This window comes from Streptomyces sp. NPDC002577 (genome assembly GCF_053594815.1).
In genome coordinates, this window is sequence record NZ_JBSFWK010000053.1 from 1 (window position 1) to 23,867 (window position 23,867).

The window sequence follows — 23,867 nt, forward strand, 5'->3', positions numbered from 1 at the left end:
TCTGGACCTGGACGCGCTTCGGTGCCGACGGCACCGAGCGGCTTTCCGGCACGCGGCGCTGGAACTGGATCCGTTCCGGCTACAAGGACGTCCACCTCGACCCGGAGACGGGCCGGGAGGTCGTCGCCCGGCGCAGCGACGACGCGTGGCCGTTCGTCACGGAGACCGAGGAGCCTTCCGGCGCCGTCGCCGACGCTCCCGCCGAGCAGGGCGTGGCCGAGCAGGGCGTGGCCGAACAAGCCGGCGACAGCTCGGAGCAGCCGCCGGTGACGGCGTCGGGCACGGACGTCACCGGGGAGCAGCTGGAGACAGCGGGGTCACTGGCGGGCACGGAGCTCACCGGGGAGCAGCTGGAGACAGCGGAGACGGTGGCGGACCTCGAAGCCACCGCGGAGCAGCTACCGAGCCCGGCGCCGGTCACGAGGACGCCACGCCGTGGGTTCCGTCCGATGCTGGACACGATCGCCGAGGACTCCGAGGACTCCGAGGACCCGTCCGCAGAGGGGACGCGGCTCTCCGGCGTCGACCAGATTCCCGAACTCGCCGGGGCGAAGATCGATTCGAGGCTCTCCCAGGGCTTCGTCCTGGTGGACCGAGACGGGGCGCCCCTGCCCGGCGTAGTGGTGACACAGCGTGAGGACGGCGGTTTCACGATCGCCGGATTCCGTACGGACACACTGCACTTCTCGGCGACCAGGGAGTTCCAGTTCCGCACGGTGCGGCTGCCGGGCACAGACCGGCTGCTGCGGTTCTACACACCGGCAGGCGTGGACGGCGGGGCCCGTCTGGCCGGTCCGGACGGCGCGCCGCTGGCGGACGTGGTCGGGGCGCGCATCGCCGCCGGTGCCGACGACGGCCTCACGGTGCGGATGCCCGCGGACGGGCCCGACGGGGCGGTGCTGGTGTGGCACCTCGACGCCAACGCGGAGGTGCGCGCGCTGGAGGTCCCGCTGCGGGGCGACGGGATCGGCGGGCTGTCCGGGGTGCGGGTGCGCACCGACCTCCTGCCGGGTACGGACGGGGTCGTCGCGTGGCGCACGCTGAACGGCACCCTCGGCGCCCTCTTCGACTTCTGGCTGGAGGAGCCCACGCCCTCGTCGGTGGAGCGGCTGGACGCCGGCTTCACCGTGACGGACGCGGGCAGCGGCCTTGTCCACCACTTCGACGCGCTCGGCGTGTCGCGCTCCGCGGACGCACTGGCTCCCGACGCGCAGGTCGCGCGGCCGGCGGAAGAGCAGGCAACCCTCGACGAGGACGCCGCGTCCGACGACGAGGTGCTGTCCGAGGAGGAGTCGGACGTCATCTCCGAGCTGATGTCGTTCCCGAAGACCTCGCCCATCGGGTCGATGAAGGTCTTCGCGCCCGTGAGCCCTTCGGCCAATGGTGAGACGTCGCAGGCCGGGCCGGCGGATGAGGAGGCCGGGTCCGACGACGAGGTGCTGTCCGACGAGGAGTTGGATGGCGTTTCGGAGCTGATGTCGTTCCCGAAGAGCTCGCCGTTCGGGTCGACGAAGGTCTTCACGTCCCCGACGCATGCCGAGTCGGCGGATGAGGAGGCCGGGTCCGACGACGAGGTGCTGTCCGACGAGGAGTCGGATGCCGTCTCGGAGCTGACGTCGTTCGCCAAGACCTCGTCCGCCGTGTCGGCGCACAGCCCGGCGGCGGTCGCGGAGTCCCACGCCCCGGCGTCGGAGGCCCTCACCTCTCCGGTGGGCGACACCGTGACGGCGCCGGCCGTACCGGTGGCCGGTGCGCACCAGTTGATGCGGGCGCTCTACCGGGACGCGCGGTACTTCCCGAAGGCTCAGGAGTTCGAGTCGCGGCTGGGTTCGTTCGCCGCCGAGCACCCCCGGGCGCGGGTGGCGGCGCGGCAGGCGGTGGCCCGCCTGTACGAGGTGCTGCTCGACGCGCACCCGGGCGTCGCTCCGGAGGAGATCGCGCGGGTCTTCACGGGCGAGGCCGCCACGACCGGTCTGCGGGACCTCCTGGAACTGGGCTCTGTCAGCGAGTTGATGACGGCCTTCACCCGTGCCGCCTTCGCCGCCGACTCGCCGTTGACGCTGCGATCGCTGCTGCGGGACATCGCCGACTCCGACGACTGGACGCGGTCGGAGGACCTGCGCCTGGACGCCGGGACCCTGCGGGCACAGACGCCGTTCCTGCGGGAGCGGCCGGGCGGACTGCGCTCCCGGGTGCGGGAGCTGATGGGCCGGGTGGATCCGGCCAGGGCCGCGGCGTCCGCGAGGGACTTCTTCCTCGGGGAGCAGGGCCCGGAGCTGCGGCCGAGCCTGGTCACCGGCGAACCCAGGACCGAGATCGACCCGCGTTCCCCGCTCTACCGCGAGATGCACGACAAGCGGGGCATGCCGCTGGTCGCGGGCGTGTCCGGTACGGCGGCGCGGCTCGGCAACGCCTTCCGGCTGCTGAACCTGCCCGGTGCGGACGTCGAGGGCCTGGCGCTGGCGCTCGTCGGCTGGATGCTGCCGGGGCAGGAGCACTCGCTGTACGAGGTCCTGGCGGGCCTGCAGAAGGCGGACCTCGTACCGTCGCTGGCCGGCCGGCCGCTGGACGACGCGGCGCAGCTGTACCGCTCCGTCCCGGGCGTACGGCTCGCGGAGCTGCGCGAGCGGGTGGGCGAGGGCGGCATGCTGCCGCACGAGGCGGCCTACATGGTCAGGGTCACCACCTCGACCGAGAACGGCGGCTTCAACTCGCCCGGCGAGGGCGTGTTGGATGCGGAGACACGCCGCAAGGCATTCCAGGAGCTCGCCGAGCGGCCGCAGGGCCCTGCCTCGATGTTCTCGGCGGATGCCACGCGCTGGGTGCGGGACAACGGCATGTCGGCACGGGAGGTGGTGGAGCGGCTGAGCCCGGCGCACTTCGCCGCCCTCGCCGCCTACACGGCCGAGGCCTTCCCGCTGATGAACGTGTTCCTCACGCACAGGTCCGGTGCCACGCGCGTGGCACTGCGCGTCCAGGTCAATTCGATACTCGACAAGGCGTTCCGCGCGCCGTCCTGGAGCGTGCCGCCCACCCTGCAGTGGTACCAGGACATCGCCGACCTGTTCCGCGCTCATCGCTCGGACATGTCGTCCGGTGAGGCGGCACGCCTCAAGAAGCGGATCCGCGCCGCCGCCGACAGGGTTCTGCCCGCCATCGAGAAGGAGATGGCAGCCCACACCGCGATGATGCTGGAAGCACTCGTGCAGCTGCCGCCCGCAACCGGCGGGGCCTACCGTGGCACGCGCTCCGTCGGCACCCTCGACTCGGGCATCGGCCGGTTCATCTCGCCCGGGTTCGGCGGTTCCCAGCTCTCCTTCAGCGCGTTCGCCAGCTTCAGCCGGGACGAAGGACTGGCACAGACCTTCCTGCACCGTCCGGCGCGCCTGCCCCTGACCCACCCCGTGCTCGTCCGAGTCGAGCTCAGCGGGAACTGGGGCCGGGACATCTCCGCCTTCTCGGTGACCCCGCACGAGCAGGAGGTGCTCTTCCTGCCCGGGGCCCGGCTGGACGTCACCTCCCGGCGGGTCTGGGGCAACGACGGCCTGCGGTACGAGGAGATCAACGTCGTCGAGAAGCAGCCGGAACTCTCCCCGGCCACCCTCGGCGACCCGGCCGTGCCCGAGGCCCGGACCGCCGAGCTGCGCCACGCCCTACAGGCGCTGGGCGATGCCGGTCCGATCGCGACCCACAGCGACCTGGAGCCGCTGGCCAAGCTCATCGGCGCGCCGAGCGGACTGCAGGTGTGGCGCCTGGCCGGTCTGGCCGCCCAGGCGTTCGGGGGCCTGGCGTACCTGACCGTCGAGGGCCTGGCGACCGTACGCCGCGCGGCGGACGTGGCCCGCCGTGCCCTGAAGCTCGGCGCGGACCAGCCGGTGACCGGCGACCATCTGGACGCCGTGGTGCGCCGTCTGCGCGGTGCCGCCGCTGAGGACCCGGTCACGCCGGAGGAGCGGCAGCGGCTGCTCGACCTGGTCGCCCAGCTCAAGACGCCGGGCCGGCCCGTCACGTACGACCAGCTCGCGCAGGCGTGGCAGACGCCCGGCGCGGCGGAGCAGCAGGCCGAAGCCGTCGCCTCCGAGGACGAGCTGAGCGGCGAGCACGGCAGTGCGACGTACTCTCCCTCCTCCGACGACAGCAGCGTCGTCCTGTCGGACGGTGGCGGCCAGGGCCATGTCGAGGCGCAGGAGGCTCCGGAAGCGGCGACGGACAACGCGGGGACGAGCGAGATCCAGCCGGCGTCGGACGAGGAGCAGGAGCAGCAAGGGCACCAGGCGCAGGCGCAGCAGGAGCATGAGCAGGCTTCGGACGCGCTACAGCAGCCGGCACCTGACGGAGATCCGGTTGATCCACGGCTGTGGGAGGCCGATGCGGCACCGGTGTTCCAGGCCGAGCCGGACCCGATGGAACCGCTCGGCCGGAACCGTGCCCTGCGAGCGCTGTACACGGACCCGTCCTACTTCGCGAGGGCGGAGACATTCGAGACGCGGCTCGGCGCGCACGCGTTCAACCATCCGCGTGCGCTGGAGACGGCGCGGCAGAGCGTCAGGCACCTCCTCGATGTGCTGACGAAGGCGCATACGGGCCTCGGGCAGGACGAGATCGCCTCGGTCTTCTTCAGTGACGACCTGACATCGGCGGGTCAGGTCGGTGAGCGCGCGTCGTCGTCCGCTCTCCAGGAACTGCTGGAGCGGGGCAACGTCCGGGAGCTGATGTCGGCGTTCTTCAACGCCGCGTTCTACAGGGACTCGCCGCTCACGTTGAAGTCGCTGCTGATGCGGATCGCGGACGACCGTGACTGGGCGGAGGCGAGGCGGCTGGGCCTGAACGAGGAGGCGCTGCGGGAACAGGCGTCGTTCCTGCGGGGCGCGCTGCGGTCCCGGATGCACGCCCTGCTGAGCCGGGTCGCGCCGGGCAAGCAGGCGGCGTTCGACAAGGACTTCTTCGCGATCGGCAACGTGGCCGCGCAGTCGGCGTCGTGGAAGCGGGAGCTGCCCAAGTACTGGGGCGCGTCGCGGCGCCTGCGTCCATGGCGTGATCGGCTGGCGGGAGACATCGCCAGAACCCCGCGCGAGTGGGCGCAGTTGGGCATTCCGCTCAGTGAGCGCGAGGCGGCCTTCCTGGCGGCGAATCCGTTCGCTCTCGGAGTGATGGGTTTCCGTACCGAGCAGGTTCCGCTGGAGCGCGTGCGGTTCGACGAGCAGGGCGCTCCGCTGCTGGACGAGCTGCGCGCGGCGCCCGGTGTGATCGGCGTCGAGGTGCACTACAGCGCTCCCGAGGGCACCGAGAGCCGGACGGTCACCGGGATCACGAGGATCGTCCAACAGCCCACGATGATCGAGCATCCGCGCGCGGGCGACCTGGCCCCGGGCGAGCAGGGCCCGGAGCTGCCGCTGCCCGTCGTGTCGGGCCGGGCCTACTGGGCGATGGTTCCCGGTTCGTCGCTGTACCGCGGCATGCACGACGAGCGGGGCATGCCACTGATCGCGGGCGTCTCGGGCACAGCCGCGAAGATCGGCAACGCCTTCAAGCTGCTGAACGCGCCGGGAGGGGATCCGGACGGCCTCACGCTGTCGCTGCTGGGGTGGATGCTGCCGGTCCAGGACCACTCTCTGTACGAGATCCTGTCCGGCCTGCAGACGGCGGACGTGGTGCCGTCGCTGGCCGGCCACCCGCTGGACGACGCGACCCGGATGTACCAGTCGGTCCCGGGCGTCCGGCTCGCGGATCTGCGGGAGCACGCTGGTGAGGACGGCATGCTCCCGCACGAGGCCGTCTACGTGTCCAAGTTCGGCACGCCTGCCGACCAGGGCGGCTTCCACGAGCCCGGCCGGGACAGGCTGAGGACGGCCGCGAAGCGACGGGCGGCCTTCGAGCGCCTCCTCGACCGCGGGTTCCACGTCGACCCGGAGCGGAGGTCGCCCGCCGAGCGCTGGTTGCTCTCGCACAGAATGACGGCACGTCAGGTGCTGGACCGGCTGAGCCCTGCCCACTTCGCCGCCCTCATGATCTACAGCGGGCCGGTGCACCCGCTGATGAACGTGCTGCTCACGTTCAAGTCCGGTGCCACCCGGACGGCGCTGCGCGTCCAGGCCAGGAGCGGTATCGATGCTCACGTCGACACTGAAGGCAAGGACTACCCGCTGCCGTTCGTGGTCAGCGGCAACCCGGCCGTGCGCGACCTCCTCGAGAGCCTGCGCGAGGACATGCCGCCCGGGGAGAAGGCGGCGCTCAAGAAGCAGCTCTACGCCGCCGTGGAGCCGCTGCTGCCGGGCATCGAGAAGGAGCTCGCGATCCACACCGCCATGGTGCGGGAGGCGCTCGCGCTGATTCCGCCCACGGTCGGCGAGGCCTGGCGCGGTACCCGTTTCGTGGGCGACCTCGACTCGGCGACGGGCCGGCTGCTCGCCGGACTCGGCGGCTCCGAGCTCATCTTCCGGGCCTTCACCAGCTTCGCCCGGGCGGACTACATGGGACACTTCTTCCTCGGCCGGCAGCGCCGCCTGCCCATGACCCGCCCCGTGCTGATCCGTACCGAACTCACCGGGAACTCCGGCCGGGACATCTCGGCCTTCGTGCACAACCCGGACGAGACCGAGGTGCTGCTGCTCCCCGGGGCCCGGATGACCATCACCTCTCGTCAGGTCATCGAGGTTCCGGAGCCGAAGGAGGGCGAAGAGCCGCCGCGGTTCGGCCTCGAGGACGGCATCACGAAGTACGAGCTGGTCGAGGCCCGCGAGCACCTGCCGGAGTTCCCGGTCGACGACATCGAGGATCCGTACGCCGCCCAGATCCGGGCCGCGGAGCTGAGGAGCGCCCTGCGGCGGCTGTCCGGATCCGGCCCGATCACCCGGCGCGCCGATCTCCGGCCGCTGGCCGGGCGCATCGGCGCGGACGGCGGCCTGCACGTGTGGCGTACGGCCCGCCTGGCCAGTGACGTCCACGGCGGCGCGGAGCACCTGACCGTCGAGCGCCTGGCGACCGTACGCCGCGCGGCCGACCTGGCCCGCCGGGTCCTGAAGCCGGGCTCCGGCCGCCCGGTCACGGTCGAGCACCTGGACGACCTGGTGCGCCGCCTGGACGGCGCCGAGGAGCACACCCGGGTCAGCCAGGCCTCGCGGGTGCGCCTGCTCGACCTGATAGCCCAGCTGAAGACACCGGGCCAACCCGTCAGCTACGCCCGGCTCGTGACCGCGTGGCGGACACCCGAGGCGACGGAGAACCCGGCCGAGCAGCAGGCTGTCGAGCAGCCCGTGGTCCAGCCGGACGACGCCGGCTCCCGATCCGGCTCGGAATCCGGCTCGGAATCCAGCTCGGAATCCGGCGACGAGCAGCCGCGGCTGATCGAGGCGGACCCGGAGCACAGCGAGGGCGAGCAGGTTCTGGAGGCGCTTGGTTCCGACGTGCTGACGGAGACTCCCCTGGCGGAGTCCGACGCGGCAGAGTCCGACGCGGAGACGTCCCTGGGCAGTCAGGCGGCCGCCGAGGACCTCGCCTCGCAGCCGGACAGCCCGGTGTCCTCGGACCTCGGATCCGGAGCCGGTCCGAGGCCGGAGGCCTGGGACCTCGGGTCCGAGGCGGGGACGGACGACGGGCAGGACCTTCCGGACACAGAGGTCACGGCGGCCGATCAAGTGCCCTTGGCCGAGGACCCGTACTCGGACAGCGACACGGAGTCGGAAGCGCCCTTGCCGGAGGCCCCGTACGCGGACAGTGACGCGGAGTCGGACTGGGCCAACGAGCTGATGGCGGAGCGTACGGCGGAGGTGCGCGAGCCCGACCTGTTGGCGCACACCGCGGCGGACGACGGGCAGGACCTTTCGGACACTGAGGTCACGGCGGCTGATGAAGCGCCGTTGGCCGAGGACCCGTACTCGGACAGCGACACGGAGTCGGAAGCGCCCTTGCCGGAGGCCCCGTACGCGGACAGTGACGCGGAGTCGGACTGGGCCAACGAGCTGATGGCGGAGCGTACGGCGGAGGTGCGCGAGCCCGACCCGTTGGCGCACACCGCGGCGGACGACGTCGATGCCGGTGTGCTGCACACGCTCGTGGGAGGCGCTGCTCTCGGCGCGGCGGGCCTGCTGCACGCCGTCGCGGCCAGGGAGACGCCCACTGGGGATCGTGCCCTGCGTGTGCTGTACGCGGACGCGTCGTACGCCGAGCGGGCGCGGCAGTTCGAGACGCGCCTGGGGTCGTTCGCCCTGAACGACCCGCGTGCGACGGCGATGGCGCGGCAGAGCGTCGGGCGGCTCTTCGACGTGCTGTCCCAGGCGCACCCGGCCCGCAGCCGGGAGGAGATCGAGCGGGTCTTCCTTCCGGATGGTTCGAGGCTGTCCACGCTGCGGGATCTGCTGGAGCGCGGCAATGTGCGGGAGCTGATGACGGCGTTCGTCAACGCGGCGTTCCGCAGCGAGTCGCCGTTGACGTTCAAGCAGCTGTTGCTGGGGTTGGCGAATCGCCGGGACTGGGCGGAGGCGGAGGCGCAGGCCGAGGCTCTGGGGCTGAACGTCCAGGCGCTGGGGGAACAGGCAGCGTTCCTGCGGGGCGGTCTGCGGTCGCGGATGCGTGCGGTGCTGGGCCGGGTGGCGCCGCGGAGGGCGGCCGCGTTCGAGAAGGACTTCTTCGCTCTCGGCAACGTGGTGGCGCAGTCGTCGTCGTGGCGGCAGGAGGCGGCCCGGTACACCCGCTCGGGTGCCGCCCCGAGCGTGCACGAGGCGATCCTGGCGGCGGATCCGGTCGCTCTGCACGTGATGGGCTTCCGCGTCGAGCAGATTCCGCAGGACGAGGTCGCCCTCGACGAGCAGGCCTCGCCGGTGCTGGACGAGCTGCGTGCGGCGCCCGGTGTGATCGGCGTCGAGGTGCACTACAGCGCTCCCGAGGGCACCGAGGGTCGGACGGTCACCGGCATCACCAGGATCGTCGAGGAGCCCGCGGTCATCGAGAACCCGCGCGCGGGCGACCTGGCTCCGGGTGAGGAGGGTCCGGAACTGCCGCTGGACGCGGCCTTCGGCCAGGCGCGGCACGAGGCGGACTCGTGGGGCATCCTGCGGGGCGCGGGTGTCTCGGTGACGGCGGCGCAGGTCGGGAACGCCTTCAAGCTGCTGGGCGTCGCGGACGCGGAGGGCCTGGCGCTGCCGCTGCTGGGCTGGCTGCTCCCGCTGCAGGAGCACTCGCTGTACGAGGTGCTGGCCGGTCTGCGGACGGCGGACGTGGTGCCGTCGCTGGCCGGACACCCGCTGGACGACGCGACGGCGATGTACCGGTCCATCCCCGGGGTGGCTCTCGCGGAGCTGCGCGACCGGGTGAGCACGGACGGCATGCTGCCGCACGAGTCCGTCTACTGGTCCAGGCTGACCAGCCCGGACGAGGGCGAACGCCTGCGGGAACCCGGCGAAATCGCGGTGCGGGACGCCGAGGGTCGCCGCCAGGCCTTCCAGCGTGCGGCCGACCGGCAGCGCGGCGGGAGGCTCCTCGACCTGGAGGTCGAGCAGTGGCTGCGCGACAACGGCATGACGGCGCAGCAGGTGCTGGAGCGGCTGAGCCCGGCCCACTTCGTCGCCCTCACCGCCTACACCGGTCCGGCCTACCCGCTGATCAACGTGCTGCTCACGTTCAAGTCGGCGGGCACCCGGATAGCGCTGCGCACCCAGGTCAGGAGCATCCTCGACGACATGGTGGGCGGCCTGGACCTCGACGATGTGCCGCCCTCACTGCGGGAGGCCCCGGCCATCCGTGCGCTGCTCTCCGCCAGGGGGGACGCAACGACGCCCCAGCAGAAGGACGACCTCAAGAAGCGGCTCTACGCCGCCGCCCAGCCGCTGCTGCCCGGTATCGCGAAGGAGATGCCGCTCCACACCGCGATGGTGCGGGACGCCCTGGCGCAGTTGCCGCCCGCCGTCGGCGAGGTGTGGCGCGGTACGCGTTCCGTGGGCGACCTGAACTCGGGGATCGGCCGGTTCGTCTCGCCCGGCTTCGGCGGCTCGGAGCTCTCCTCCAGCGCGTTCTCCAGCTTCACCCGGGAGGAGGAGACAGGCAAGAAGTTCCTGGGGCCTGCGCTCCAACTGCCGGTGACCCACCCGGTGTTGATCCACGCCCGGCTCACCGGCAACCGGGGCCGGGACATCTCGATCTTCTCGGGGAAGGACGAGCAGGAGGTCCTGCTCCTGCCCGGATCCCGTATGAAGATCACCTCTCGGCGGGTCGTCGAAGGCTCGAACCCGGGCACGAACGCAGACGTTTCTGGGTACGAACTGATCGAGGCAGTCGAGGAGTTGCCGGAGTTCCCGCTGCCCGACCTGGAGAACCCGACCGAGGCGCACGCGCAGGTCGCGGCGCTGAAGGACGCCCTGCGGGGGATGTCCCGCGTGCCGATTCGCCAGCGCGGTGACCTCAGGCCGCTCGCAAGGCGGATCGGCGCGGCCGACGCCCTGCAGGCCTGGTACGTCGCCACTCTGGCAAGCCAGGTGTACGGAGGCGCGGAGCACCTGACCGTCGAGCGTTTGACGACCGTACGCCGTACGGCGGATCTAGCCCGGCGAGCGCTGAGGCTCGGCTCCGGCCAGCCGGTCACGGCCGAGCACCTGAACGCCCTGGCGCGACGCCTGGACGGTGCCGCGGAGGATGCCCCGGTCGCCCCGGGTGTGGGGCTGCGGCTGCTCGACCTGATGACCGCACTGAAGACGCCGGGCCGGCGGATCACCTACACCGAGCTCGCGGCCGCGTGGCAGACGAGCGGCGGAGCGGAGAACGAGGCCGACCAGCACGCGGACGAGCCGGCCGGCAGCGACATCGCGCCGGTGGAGGAGGACAGCCGGCACCTCACCGAGGACGCCGACGCCGCCTCCGACGACGCCGACTCTGAGGACAGCCGGCACCTCCCCGACGACATCCAGGACGCCGGCTCCGAGGACTCCGACTCCGAGGATGGCCGGCACCTCAGCGACGGCACCGAGGACTCCGACACCGCGTCCGAAGCGGAGTGGGACGGGGCGCGGACCTGGGACGACGAATCCCAGGCGACGCTGAGCGACGTCGGGTCCCGGCACGCCCAGGACGAGGTGGTGTCGCAGGCAGGGGCGGAGGAGATCGTTCCGGACGCCGATCCCGTGGCGGACGTGGACGCCGGGTTCGACGTGCGCGGGACGGACCCGCTGCCGCCGGTGTCGGGAGCGGAGGCCGTCCGCGGCGCCCTGCGGGCGCTGTACGAGGATCCGGAGTACTTCCCCAAGGCGCGGGAGTTCGAGGCCTGGCTGGGGATGTTCGCCTCCAGTCATCCACGGGCGCTGGCCGCCGCGCGGCGGAGCGTGAACCACCTGCGCACAGTGCTCACGCGGGCGCACGCGGACCGCACCCTCGCGGAGATTACCGAGGCCTTCTTCCCGGACGGCACAGGTATGGCTCGGCTCCGGCTTCTGCTGGAGCGAGGCAGCGTCCAGGAGTTGATGACGGCGTTCTTCAACGCCGCGGTGCTGCACGACTCCGCCACGGCGCTGAAGCCGCTGCTGCGCACGATCGCTGCCGACGGTGACTGGACTCGGGCGGAGCAGCTGGGTCTGGACGTGGCGGCGCTGCGCGACCAAGGGCCGGAGCTGCCGCAGAGTGTGCTGTCGGGTCTGGGGCGTGCGCTAGAGCGGGGCTCCGCGCAGTTCCGGGAGATCCACGATGAGCGAGGCATGCCGCTGGGCGCGGGTGTCTCGGTGACGGCGGCGAGGATCGGGCACGCGCTCAAGCTGCTCGACGTGCCAGGGGCGGACGCGGAGGGTCTGGCACTGGCCCTGGTCGGCTGGCTGCTGACGACGCGGGACAACTCGCTGTACGAGGTGCTCGTCGGTCTGAAGACTGCGGACGTGGTGCCGTCGCTGGCCCGGAACCCGCTGGACGACGCGACGGGCATGTACCGGTCGGTCCCCGGACTGCGGCTTGCCGAACTGCGGGAGCGGCTGGGCGAGGGCGGCATGCTGCCCCACGAGGCCGTCTACTGGTCCAAGCTCGTCACCCCGGTCGAGAACGGCGGCTTCGCCCTGCCTGACGGATACCGGCAGCGGCTTGCCAAGCAGCGACGGCGCGCCTTCGAGGCCCTGGCCGGCCAGTCGTCCGCCGACTCCGCCGGCGACTGGTCCGGCGAGTTGCCGGACGACTCGCAGGCCCGCGAGTGGGTGACGGAGAACGGCATGACGGCACGGCAGGTGCTGGAGCGGTTGAGCCCGGCCCACTTCGCCGCCGTGATGGCCTACACGGGCATGGCCTACCCGCTGATGAACGTGCTGCTCACGTTCAAGTCCGCGGGCACCCGACTGGCCTTGCGCGTCCAGCTCAGGCGCCTGGTCGACAGGTACCTCGACCGACCGGACACGAGGAGCGTGCCACCCGCACTGGACTCCTTCCCCGGCATCCAGGAGGTGCTCGACTCCAAGCAGCCGGACATGACGTCCGAGGAACTGGCGCAGTACAGGCGGCGGTTCAAGGACGCCGTGGTGCGGTCGCTGCCCGCCATCGAGAAGGAGATGGCGGCCCACACCGCGATGCTGCTGGACGTCCTGTCGCTGCTGCCCCCCGCGCGGGGCGTGGTGTGGCGCGGTACGCGTTCCGTGGGCGACCTGCACTCGGGGATCGGCCGGTTCATCTCGCCCGGCTTCGGTGGCTCGGAGCTCTCCTTCAAGGTGTTCTCCAGCTTCAGCCGCTTCAGCGGCACGGCGGAGGCGTTCCTGGGCGTGCCGGCCCGCCTGCCGATGACCCACCCCGTGCTGATCCGTGCCGAGCTCACCGGGAACTGGGGCCGGGACATCTCCGCCTTCGCGGAGTCGGCGCACGAGGGAGAGGTGCTGCTGCTGCCCGGGGCCGGGATGAGGATCAGCTCCCGCGAGGTCGTGAACAGCGGGGCCGTGGCGCACGAACTGATCGAGGCCGTCGAAAACCTGCCGGAGTTCCCCGTCCTGGCTCCGGAGAACCCGGCCGCGCAGGCCGAGGCAGCGGCGCTGAGGGACGTCCTCCAGCGGCTGTCCGGCACCGGGCCCGTGGTGAAGCGTGCCGATCTCAAGCCGCTCGTCACCCAGATCGGCGCACGGAACACCCTGGCGGTCTGGCACCTCGCAGGGCTGGCGGCCGAGGTGCACGGCGGCCCGGAACGCCTCACCGTCGAACGGCTCGCGACTGTACGCCGGGCGGCGGACATGGCCCGTCGGGTGCTGCGCCTCGGTTCGGACCGTCCGGTGCTCGTCGAGCATCTGGACTCCCTGGTGCGTCGCCTGGACGGTGCCGCGGACGATGCCCCGGTCGAGTCGGCCCCGCGACTGCGGCTGCTGAGCCTGGTCGCGGCGGTGAAGACGCCGGGGCAGCGGGTGACGTACGCCCAGCTCGCCGAGGTGTGGCAGACGACGGCTCCGGCCGCCCACGAGCCTGCGCACGTCGTGGGCGAGGTGTCGGACCCGCTGGCCTCTCTCGACGACTCGTCGCCGCACGGACCTTCGCAGGCGCCCCTTGAGGTGCCTGCCGATGCCATCGCCGAGCCTTCCGAAGCACCGGTCGAGTCTTCCACCGAGGCTGTACCTGGTGGCTTCACCGTGGTCGACGGTGACGCGGTGGATCTGGTGCAGCCGGTCGCCGTGGGCGGAGGCGGGTCGCTGCGGACGCTGTACGCGGATCCCGAGTATGTGGAGAAGGCGCAGGAGTTCGAGGCGCGTCTGGGTTCGTACGTGTCCGGTCACCCGCGTGCGGTGGTGGCGGCGCGGGAGAGCGTACGGCGTCTGCTCACTGTGCTGTCCCAGGCACATCCGAACCGTGCTCCGGAGGAGATCGAGCGGGTCTTCTTCAAGGACGAGGTGACGGCGGGCGGTCTGCGGACTCTGCTGGAGCACGGGACCGTACGGGAGTTGATGACCGCGTTCCACAACGCGGCCTGGTTCAACGACTCTCCGCTGACGCTCAGGGCGCTGCTGCTGGACATCGCCGTCGACCGGGACTGGGCGCAGGCGAAGCAGCTGGGCCTCGACGAGGAGGCGCTGCGTCAGCAGACGGCGTTCCTGCGCGGCGGGCTGCGCGCCCGGATCAACGACGTGCTGGACGCGGTGACCCCGGGGAAGACGAAGGCCTTCGAGAGGGGCCTGTTCGCCGCCGACGATGTCGTGCCGCAGTCGGCGTCGTGGCAGCGCGAGATGCGCGACGAGCGTGGCATGCCGCACGTGACCGGTGTGTCGGCGCAGGCGGCGAAGATGGGCAGCGCGTTCAAGTTGCTGAACGTGCCCGGTGTACATGCGGACTGGCTCGCTCTGTCGCTGATGGGGTGGATGCTGCCGGCCGAGGACCACTCGCTGTACGGGATCCTGGCGGGCCTGAAGACGGCGGACGTGGTGCCGTCATTGACGGCGAACCCGCTGGACGACGCGGCGCGGATGTACCGGTCGATTCCGGGGCTGCGGCTTGCCGAACTGCGGGAGCGGGTCGGCGAGGACGGCATGCTGCCGCACGAGGCCACCTACTGGTCCAAGCTCAACACCCCGCACGTGCTGGGCGGTTTCCGCGAGCCCGGCATGTCGTTCATGGACAAGGAGGGGCGGCGGTCGCTGCTGGAGGAGGCAGTCCAGCGGCGGAACGACTTCCGGCGCCTCGTCGGCTCGCACCCGGGCGCCCCGCAGAACCCGTACGTGCAGCGCTGGCTGTGGGAGAACGAGACCGCACCGCGGGAGGTGCTGGAGAGGCTCAGCCTGGGCCACTTCGCCGCCCTGATGACCTACACCGGCCCGGCCTTCCGGCTGATGAACGTGCTGCTCACGTTCAAGTCCGGAGGCACCCGGTCGGCCCTGCGCGTCCTGGCCCGGCGACTGATCGACCGGCACCTCACGGAAGACGGAGTGTTCGTACCGGGCGTGCTCGCAGGCGACCCGACCCTTCGCGAGCTGCTGGCCACCGACCGTACGACGATGACGCCCAAGGAACTGGAGCGGCTCAAGAAGCAGCTCCACGCCGCCGTCGAGCCGCTGCTGCCCGGTATCGAGAAGGAGCTGTCGGTCCACAACGCGATGCTGGTGGACGCTCTGTCGCAGCTGCCGCCGGCGCTCGGCCAGGCCTGGCGCGGCACGCGTTCCGTGGGCGACCTCACCACGGGAATCGGACGCTTCGTCTCGCCCACCTTCGCCGGTTCGGAGCTCTCCTTCGCGGCGTTCTCCAGCTTCGCCCGGAACCAACTGCAGGGCCAGGTGTTCATGGACTTCCAGGCCCGCCTGCCCATGACCCACCCCGTACTGGTCGGTGCCGAGCTCACCGGGACCTGGAGCCGGGACATCACCGCCTTCTCGGCGAAGCCGGCGGAGCGGGAGGTCCTGCTGCTGCCTGGTGCCCGGATGAAGATCACTCGCCGTACGATCGAAAACGGGGCGAAGGGCTCGTACGAGCTGATCATGGCCAAGGAGCAGCCGCCGGAGTTCCCCACCTCGGACACCCTGAGCCCGGCTGAGGCGCGGACCCACGCCGCCGCGCTGCGCAACGCCCTCCAGCGGCTCTCCGGCTCCCGCCCGGTGGTGAAGCGTGCGGATCTCAGGCCGCTCGCAAGGCGCGTGGGCGCGAACGGTGGCCTCAACCTCTGGCGGCTCGCCGATGTGGCGAGCAAGGTGTACGGCGGCCCCGAACACCTGACCGTCGAGCGGCTCGCGACCGTACGCCGAACCGTGGACCTGGCCCGCCGCGTCCTGAAGCTCGGTTCCGACTCGCCGGTCGCCATCGGCAACCTCAACACCCTCGTGCGTCGCCTGGAGCGTGTGCCGGCGTACACCTATGTCGAGCCGGCTGCGCAGCTGCGACTGTTGAGCCTGGTCGCAGCGCTGAAGACACCGGGCCGCCCGGTGACGTACACGCAGCTCGCGGAGGCGTGGCGGACGCCGCTCAGCGTGGAGCCCTCGATGGGTGCGGGCGAGGTGCCGGCCCCGCTGGCCTCCCTAGGCGACCCGTCACGGCACGGGGCCTCGCAGGCGCCGCTGGAGCAGCCTGCCCAGGTCGAGGCCGAGTCGCCCGAAGCGCCGGTCCAGGACAGTGCGCAGGAGACCACCGATGCCGCACCTGGTGGTTTCACCGTGGTGCACGGTGATGCGGTGGATCTGGTGGAGCCGGTCGCCGCGGGTGGGGACCGGGCTCTGCGGGCGTTGTACGCGGATCCGGAGTATGCGGAGAGGGCGCAGGAGTTCGAGGCGCGTCTGGGGTCGTACGTCTTCAGTCATCCGCGGGCGGTGGCCGCGGCGCGGGAGAGCGTGTCGCGTCTGTTCGATGTGCTGTCCCAGGCGCATCCGGATCGTGGCCGGGAGGAGATCGAGCAGGTCTTCTTCAAGGACGAGGTGACGTCGGCGGGGCAGGTCGGCGAGCGGGCCAGGTCGGCCGATCTGCGGGTCCTGCTGGAGCACGGGAACGTGCGGGAGTTGATGACCGCGTTCTACAACGCGGCCTGGTTCAACGACTCTCCGTTGACGCTCAGGTCGCTGTTGCTGGACATCGCGGGGCGCCGTGCCTGGGCGGAAGCAAAGGGGCTGGGCCTGAACGAGGAGGCGCTGCGGGAGCAGGCGGCGTTCTTGCGTGGTGGGCTGCGTACCCGGATCAACGGGGTGCTGAATGCGGTGGCTCCGGGGAAGGTGAAGGCGTTCGAGAAGGACTTCTTCGCTGTCGGCAACGTGGTGGCGCAGTCCGCCTCCTGGAAGGACGAGGCGGCCAAGTACTTCCGTGGTAACCGCCGTTGGCGCCCCGAGGGAGAGCGACTGGCGCCGGAGGTTGCCAGGACTCCGCGTGATCTGGTGCGTGCGGGAGTTCCGCTGAGCGAGCGGGAGGCGGCGTTCCTGGCCGCACCCGAGAGCCGGGTCGCGCTGCAGGTGCTGGGCTTCCGCACCGAGCAGGTGCCGCTGGAGCAGGTCGCCTTCGACGCGCAGGGTGTGCCGGTGCTGGACGGGTTGCGTGCGGCTCCCGGTGTGCTGGGTGTGGAGGTGCACTACAGCGCTCCGGAGGGCGCCGAGGGCCGGACGGTCACCGGGATCACCCGGATCGTGGCAGAGCCCGGGGTCGTCGAGGACCCGCGGGCGGGTGATCTGCGTGATGGTGAGGAGGGTCCGGAGCTGCCGTTGGCGGTGGTCTCGGGCCGGGTGGCCTGGGCGCTGAAGCAGGGTTCGTCGTTGTACCGGGAGATGCACGACGAGCGTGGCATGCCGCTCGTGGCCGGTGTGTCCGCGCACGCGGCGAAGATGGGCAACGCCTTCAAACTGCTGAACATGCCTGGCGGGGACGCGGACGGGCTTGCTCTGTCGCTGGTGGCGTGGATGCTGCCGGCCGAGGACCACTCGCTGTACGAGATCCTGGCGGGCCTGAAGACGGCGGACGTGGTGCCGTCACTGGCGGTGAACCCGCTGGACGACGCGGCGCGAATGTACCGGTCGATTCCGGGACTGTCCCTTGCCGAATTGCGGGAGCGGGTCGGCGAGGACGGCATGCTGCCCCATGAGGCCGTCTACTGGGCCAGGACCGTCAACACGGTCGAGAACGGAGGCTTCAGCGAGCCCGGCAAGGGATCCCTGGAGCTCACCCGGCAACGCCGGGAGGCTTTCGAGCGCCTGGTCGACCGGCCGCTGAACGGCGACAGCGACTCGGAGAGGTCGGAGCTTCCGGCCGAACGCTGGCTGCGCGAGAACCGAATGACGGCGCGTCAGGTGTTGGAGCGGCTGAGCCCGAGCCACTTCGCCGCCGTGATCGCCTACACCGGCCCGTCCTTCCCGCTGGTGAACGTGCTCCTCAGGTTCAGGTCCGCGGGCACCCGGCAGGCGCTGCGTATCCAGGTCCGGCGGATCTTCCAGGAGGTGGTCGGCGGCGCCGATCTGTTCATCGTGCCGCACGTGCTGCGGGCCAACCCGGCCATCCGTGAACACCTGGTGAACACAAGCACTGACATGGCGCCGGAAGAGCAGACACAGCTGCGGAAGAAGCTGTACGCCGCCGCCGAGCCACTGCTGCCCGCCATCGAGCGGGAGATGGCGTACCACACGGCGATGCTCTTGGACGCCCTCATGCAGATACCGCCCGCACACGGCGTGGTCTGGCGCGGCACGCGGTCCGTGGGGGACCTCACCTCGGGCATCGGACGGTTCATCTCGCCCACCTTCGGAGGCTCGGAGCTCTCCTCCAGCGACTTCACCAGCTTCAGCCGGGACGAGAGCACGGCGAAGGCGTTCCTGCCCCGGCCCGCCCGACTGCCGATGACCCACCCCGTGCTGGTCCGCACCGAGCTCACCGGGAACTGGGGCCGGGACATCTCGGTCTTCGCGACGACCCCGGACGAGCGGGAGGTGCTGCTGCTGCCTCGCGCCCGGATGAAGATCACCTCGCGCCGGATCGTCGACGTCCCGAACGAGAACGCGAGCCCGGACCGGAGGAGGATCGACCGTTACGAACTCATCGAGGCGACCGAGGTGTTGCCGGAGTTCCCCGTCCTCGAAGCGGAGAACCCGGCAGCGGCGCGGCAGCGCGCCGCCGCGCTGAAGAGCGCTCTGCGGTCGCTGGCCGGGTCGGGTCCGCTGGTGCGGCGCGCCGACCTGGAGCCGCTGGCCGCGCGGATCGGTGCGGACAACGGCCTGCACGTCTGGCACACGGCCGTTCTGGCAAGTGAGCTCCACGGAGGGCCGGAGCAGCTGACCGTCGAACGCCTCGCGACCGTGCGCCGTACCGCGGACCTGGCCCGGCGCACCCTGCGGCTGGGCTCCGACCAGCCGGTCACTGTCGCGCACCTGGACACCCTGGTGCGCCGCCTGGACGGCGTCGGGACCGACGCCCCGGTTGAGCAGGCCGCGCGGCAGAGGCTGCTGAACCTGGTCACGGCCCTGAAGACGTCCGGCCGGCGGGTGACGTACGCCCGCCTCGCGGAGGCGTGGCAGCGGACGGCCCCGGCCCCCGAGCTCGCCGGCGTGGAGCCCTTGACGGCACCGCGCGAGGCGTCGGACCCGCTCGCCGCCCTGGATGACTCGCCCCAGCTCCAGACGGCGTCGTCCGAAGCGGTGCCGGACGGCTCCGCCGCGGTCGACTCCGAGGAGGGTTCCGCGGAGCCCGTGCCGCACGGGACCCTGCGCGACGAGTTCCACGGCGGCCCGGTGCGGGTGCTGGAGGAGCCGGTGCACGGCGCTCCCGCGCTCGCCGGGTACCGGCTGCGCCGGACGGACATCCTTGCGACGGAGACGTCCGAGGCGTCCTCGCGGCTGGAACTGGTGGACCCCGAGGGCAACGTGGTGCCCGAACAGACCGTGCTGCCGCGCGAAGACGGCGGATTCGCCGTCAGCGGTCGCGAGGGCAGGCTGTTCCTGGACTCCGGTGTCCGGTTCAGGTTCCGCGAGCTGGCGCTGCCCGGCTCCGAGTACGTCGTTCGGCTGGGGAGCCCCACGGGCATCGACGGCTCGCTGCGCCTGCTGGACGGCGAAAGCCTCCCCGCGGAAGGCGCGCGGCTGGCCCGCTTCCCGAACGGCCTCACCGTCACCATCCCGATGGACGAGGAGGGGTTGGGCGTCGCCGCCCACTGGCGATTCGACACGCGCGGCCGACTGGTCCGTCAGGAGCTGCCGCTGACCGGGCATGCGGCGTTCGACGGTCTGAGCATCGGAGTGGACCACACCCCCTCCGGGCCGAGGCTGGAGCTGATCGGCCCGTCCGACCGGACGCAGTGGCTTAGGTTGCGTCAGTTGCCGGACAACTCCTTCGCGTTGACCGACGTCGTACGAGACATCGCGGCTCGTTTCGACGACCGCGCCCAGTACTCGGGCACCGATCACGCCCCGCCGGCAGAGGCCGAGGTGGCCGGTGAGGCGGTCTTCGACTCGTTCCAGGCGGCTCTGGACCGGATCCAGGCGGACGAGGTGGCACAGGGGTCTTCCGAGTCCGTGGAGGTCGACTCGTTCCAGGCGGCCCTCGACGGGATCAACGCGGCGGAGGCGGCGGAGAGCGGCCAGGCGGCTGCCGACGCGCTCGCCGGGAGCCCGGACGGCCCGGAGGCCTCGCAGACGCTGCCCGATGCCGTGGACGTCGGCCAGGGCCGTGCGCTGCGGGCGCTGTACGCGGATGCCGCGTACCTGCCGAAGGCCCAGGCGTTCGAGGCGCGGCTGGGCGCGTACGCGTCCGGTCATCCGGGGGCCCGGGCGGCGGCGGAGCGGAGCGTGGCCCGCCTCCTCGACGTGCTCACGCAGGCGCACCCGAACCACGACGAGGACGAGATCGCAAAGCTCTTCCTCGGTGAGGACGCACGGTCGTCCGATCTACGGGACGTGCGGGAGCGCGGCGACGTCCGCGACCTGATGAGGGCTTTCGCCAACGCGGCGTTCGTCAAGGACTCCCCGCTGACGCTGACGTCGCTGCTGCGCGGGATCACCGACGCCCGCGCGGAGCAGCTGGGTCTGGATGCGCAGGCGGTGCGCGATCAGGCGACGTTCCTGCGGCACGGTCTGCGCTCGCGGTCGGACGCGGCGCTGACCCGGCGGGGCATGCCGCTGATCGCCGGTGTGTCGGAGACCGCCGCGCGGGTCGGGAACGCCTTCAGGCTGCTGAACATGTCCGGTGCGGACGCGGACGGTCTGACGCTGTCGTTGCTGGGGTGGCTGCTGCCCGCCCAGGACCATTCCGTGTACGAGGTTCTGGCGGGTCTGCAGGCGGCGGACGTGGTGCCGTCACTCACGGGCGACCCGCTGGACGACGCGGCGCGGATGTACCGGTCGATCCCGGGGGTGCCGCTGGCGCAACTGCGCGAGCATGCCGGCGAGGACGGCATGCTGCCGCACGAGGCCGTCTACTGGTCCAAGCTCAACACCCCCCTCGAACAGGGCGGGTTCGGCGAGCCCGGCGCCGAGGCGATGGGGTATGTCGAGCAGAACCGCAGGGCCTTCGAGCGTCTCGTTGACGTGCCGCTGAGCTCCTCGCGCTACGACGAGACGAGGGCCGGGCGCTGGCTGCGGGACAACGGCATGACGGCGCGCCAGGTGCTGGAGCGGCTGAGCCCGGCTCAGTTCGCCGCCTTCGTCGTCTACGCCGGCCTGGCGTACCCGATGATGAACGTGCTGCTCCGATTCCCGTCCGGTGGCGCTCGTACGGTGCTGCGCGTCCAGGTCAGGCGGTTGATCGACGAGCACCTCGACCTCTCCCAGAACACGCCGCCGCCCCTGACGCCCGTGCTCGCCGACCACCCGGCCATCAGCACGCTGCTCGGCACCCCGCCCCGGGACCTGACGCCCAAGGAGCTGGCGCGGACCAGGGATCGGCTCCACGCCGCCGCGGACGCGCTGCTGCCCGCCATCGAGAAGGAGATGGCGGCGCACTCCGCCATGCTCCTGGAGGGCCTCGCGCAGTTGCCGCCGGCGCTCGGCGAGGTATTCCGTGGCACGCGGTCCGTCGGCGACCTCGCCTCGGGGATCGGACGGTTCGTCTCACCGACCTTCGGCGGCTCCCGCCTCTCCTTCAGCGACTTCTCCAGCTTCACGCCGGATGCCGTCAGGGCGCTCAGGTTCATGAACATCGTGGGCCGCCTGCCGATGACCCACCCCGTGCTGGTCCGTGCCAAGCTCGCCGGACACTGGGGCCGGGACATCTCCGCCTTCTCGCCCATGCCCGAGAGGGAGGTGCTGCTGCTGCCCGGCTCCCGGTTCGAGATCACCTCCCGGCGGAACGCCGTTGGCAAGTACGAAATCATCGAGGCCACCGAGGTACTGCCGGACTTCCCGCTCCTCGACACGGAGAACCCGGCTGCGGCACAGCATCGGGCTGCCGCGTTGCGGAACGTGCTCCAGCGGCTCTCCGCCTCCCGCCCGGTGGTGAAGCGTGCCGATCTCCGGCCGCTCGCCAGGCGGGTGGGCGCGAACGGCGGGCTGAACCTCTGGCGGCTGGCGGATGCGGCGAGCGAGGTGTACGGGGGTCCCGAGCACCTGACCGTCGAGCGGCTCGAGACCCTGCGCCGCACCGTGGACCTGGCGCGCCGGGTGCTGAAGCTCGGTTCCGACACGCCGGTCTCCGCCGGCAACCTCGACGCCCTGGTGCGTCGCCTGGACGGGGCCGCGGAGGACGCCCCGGTCGACCTGGCCGCGCGGCTGCGGCTGCTGAGCCTGGTCGCCGCCCTGCAGACGCCGGGACAGCGAGTGACGTACGGACGACTCGCCGAGGCGTGGCGGACGACGGACTCGGCCTCGGATTCCCGGAAGCCGGCCCAGGACGACCCGGATCACGAGCAGCAGGAACAGCCCTCGGTGCAGGCGCCGTCCACCGGCGACGACGTACGGCCGGCGGACAGCCGTCCGGCGAGCGGGCTGTTCAGGCGGCACATCCTCTTCGGCGGTGGGTCGAGCCGGCTGTCGGCCGAGGCCCGGCGCGCCATTGACGCGCTCGCGGCGCACACCGTCCGGGACGGCGTGGCCGCTCTCGCGGAGGGGAGGGCGTTGCCGGAGGTGACCATCAGCGGTCACGGCAACGGCACGCGGCTCGGGCGGCCGAGCACCAGCGCGGCTGTCCGCAGCGGCCAGGAACGTGCCGACGCGGTGGCCGCCGCCTTCACCCACAGCCTGCGCGAGCAGCTGCGGGGCGCGGCCGCCGACGGGACCACCGTCCCGGACGCATCCGAGTTCACCGTCACCGTCGTCTCCCGTGGCCGTGACGTCCCCGAGGGCATCCGCGCCACGGACGACCCCGCCCTGCGCCGACGGGCGGTGATCACCGTCAGCCACTCGCCGCGACCCCTCGCGGACCAGGCGACCGCCACCGCGACACCGCCGAGGGAGACGGAACCCGAGACACAGGACGTCCCGGTTTCCCAGGACACCACGGCCACCCATGACGTGCAGGAGCCCGAGCAGCTGACCGAGACCGCGGTCGCGGAGCAGCTCGCCACGGCGGAGCGTCAGGAGGCCGGGGACCAGGCCACCACCGGAGGCGTCCGGCGGGCGCTGACCGAACTGTTCGCCGAGGCCGACCTGAAGGCTGTGCTCGGCCAGAGCGACACCCCACTCGACCCCGCGGACATGGTGCGGCGCGCGCGGGCGGACCGGCCGAAGGTGACCGGCGAGATCGACGGCTTCGACGTGCGCACCGCGATCGTCCGCATGGTCGGGCGGGCCGCCGCCGACCGCGCTACCTACACCCTGATCGACAACGCCTTCTCGGACGAGCAGCTCCAGGAGAACTTCCACCGCACCCTGGACGGTGGGTACAGCGTCGACTTCAGTGCCCGTGCCAACGGCGGGCCGCAGGTGGTGGTGGAGGCCGTGGGCCTTGGCACGCCGCACGGGGTGACGTCCGGCACCAGCGACTTCGCGGTCAGCCGGACCCACGCGGCGGAGGACCGCAGTTCCTCGGTCACGCGCCAGCCACCGTTCCTCGAGCCGCGGGCGGCCCGCATCCCCCTGCCGTTCCTGCAGATCGCCGGAAAGATCGCCGGGTTGATCAACGCCCGGGACACGAACCTGTCCGCGAAGACCAAGCGGGGCGTGAAGACGGAGGTTGTCGAGACCGGGGTGCCGGTCACGAGGGCCGGGCACACGGTGACGTACCGCGTCTCAGTGCGCAAGCCCGGCCGCTGGCCCTGGAGCAAGGCCAGGACTCGCGAGGACATCGTCCACGTACCGGTGACGCTCGCCTGGCCCAAGCCGGCCGAGGACACTGCCGCTCAGGACACCTCCGCGCAGGGCACCGAGCAGCGGCGTACCGAGGAGGTGCTGCACGCCGAGTTCAGCGGCGTCGGCTCCGGCGTCTTCCAGGCCGTGGAGGGTGCGCTGGGCAATGCGTTCCAGGTGAACGATCCCGTGGCGCGGGAACTGCGTGCCTGGCTGGACCGGCTTCCCGAGCATGCGCCGGGGCTGTTCAGCGGTCAGGTGGTCCGCAAGTCCTTC

Annotated in this window: 1 protein-coding gene and 1 pseudogene (1 of these 2 running past the window's edge); one reads left to right on the forward strand and one right to left on the reverse strand. The window is 71.8% G+C overall.

Translation table 11 applies throughout. The annotated features are described in order from the left end of the window. Positions 1–239, reverse strand: a pseudogene (locus tag ACWD4J_RS38060) (hypothetical protein); the annotation flags it as partial. Here ACWD4J_RS38060 and ACWD4J_RS38065 point away from each other — a divergent pair. After that, positions 228–23,867: the 5' portion of a hypothetical protein gene (locus ACWD4J_RS38065; protein ID WP_451400116.1), read on the forward strand. It continues 11,526 nt past the right edge of the window; 23,640 of the gene's 35,166 nt are visible here — the first part of the coding sequence; it begins with the start codon at positions 228–230; the stop codon falls past the right edge of the window. The pseudogene ACWD4J_RS38060 and the gene ACWD4J_RS38065 sit on opposite strands and share 12 nt — an antisense overlap.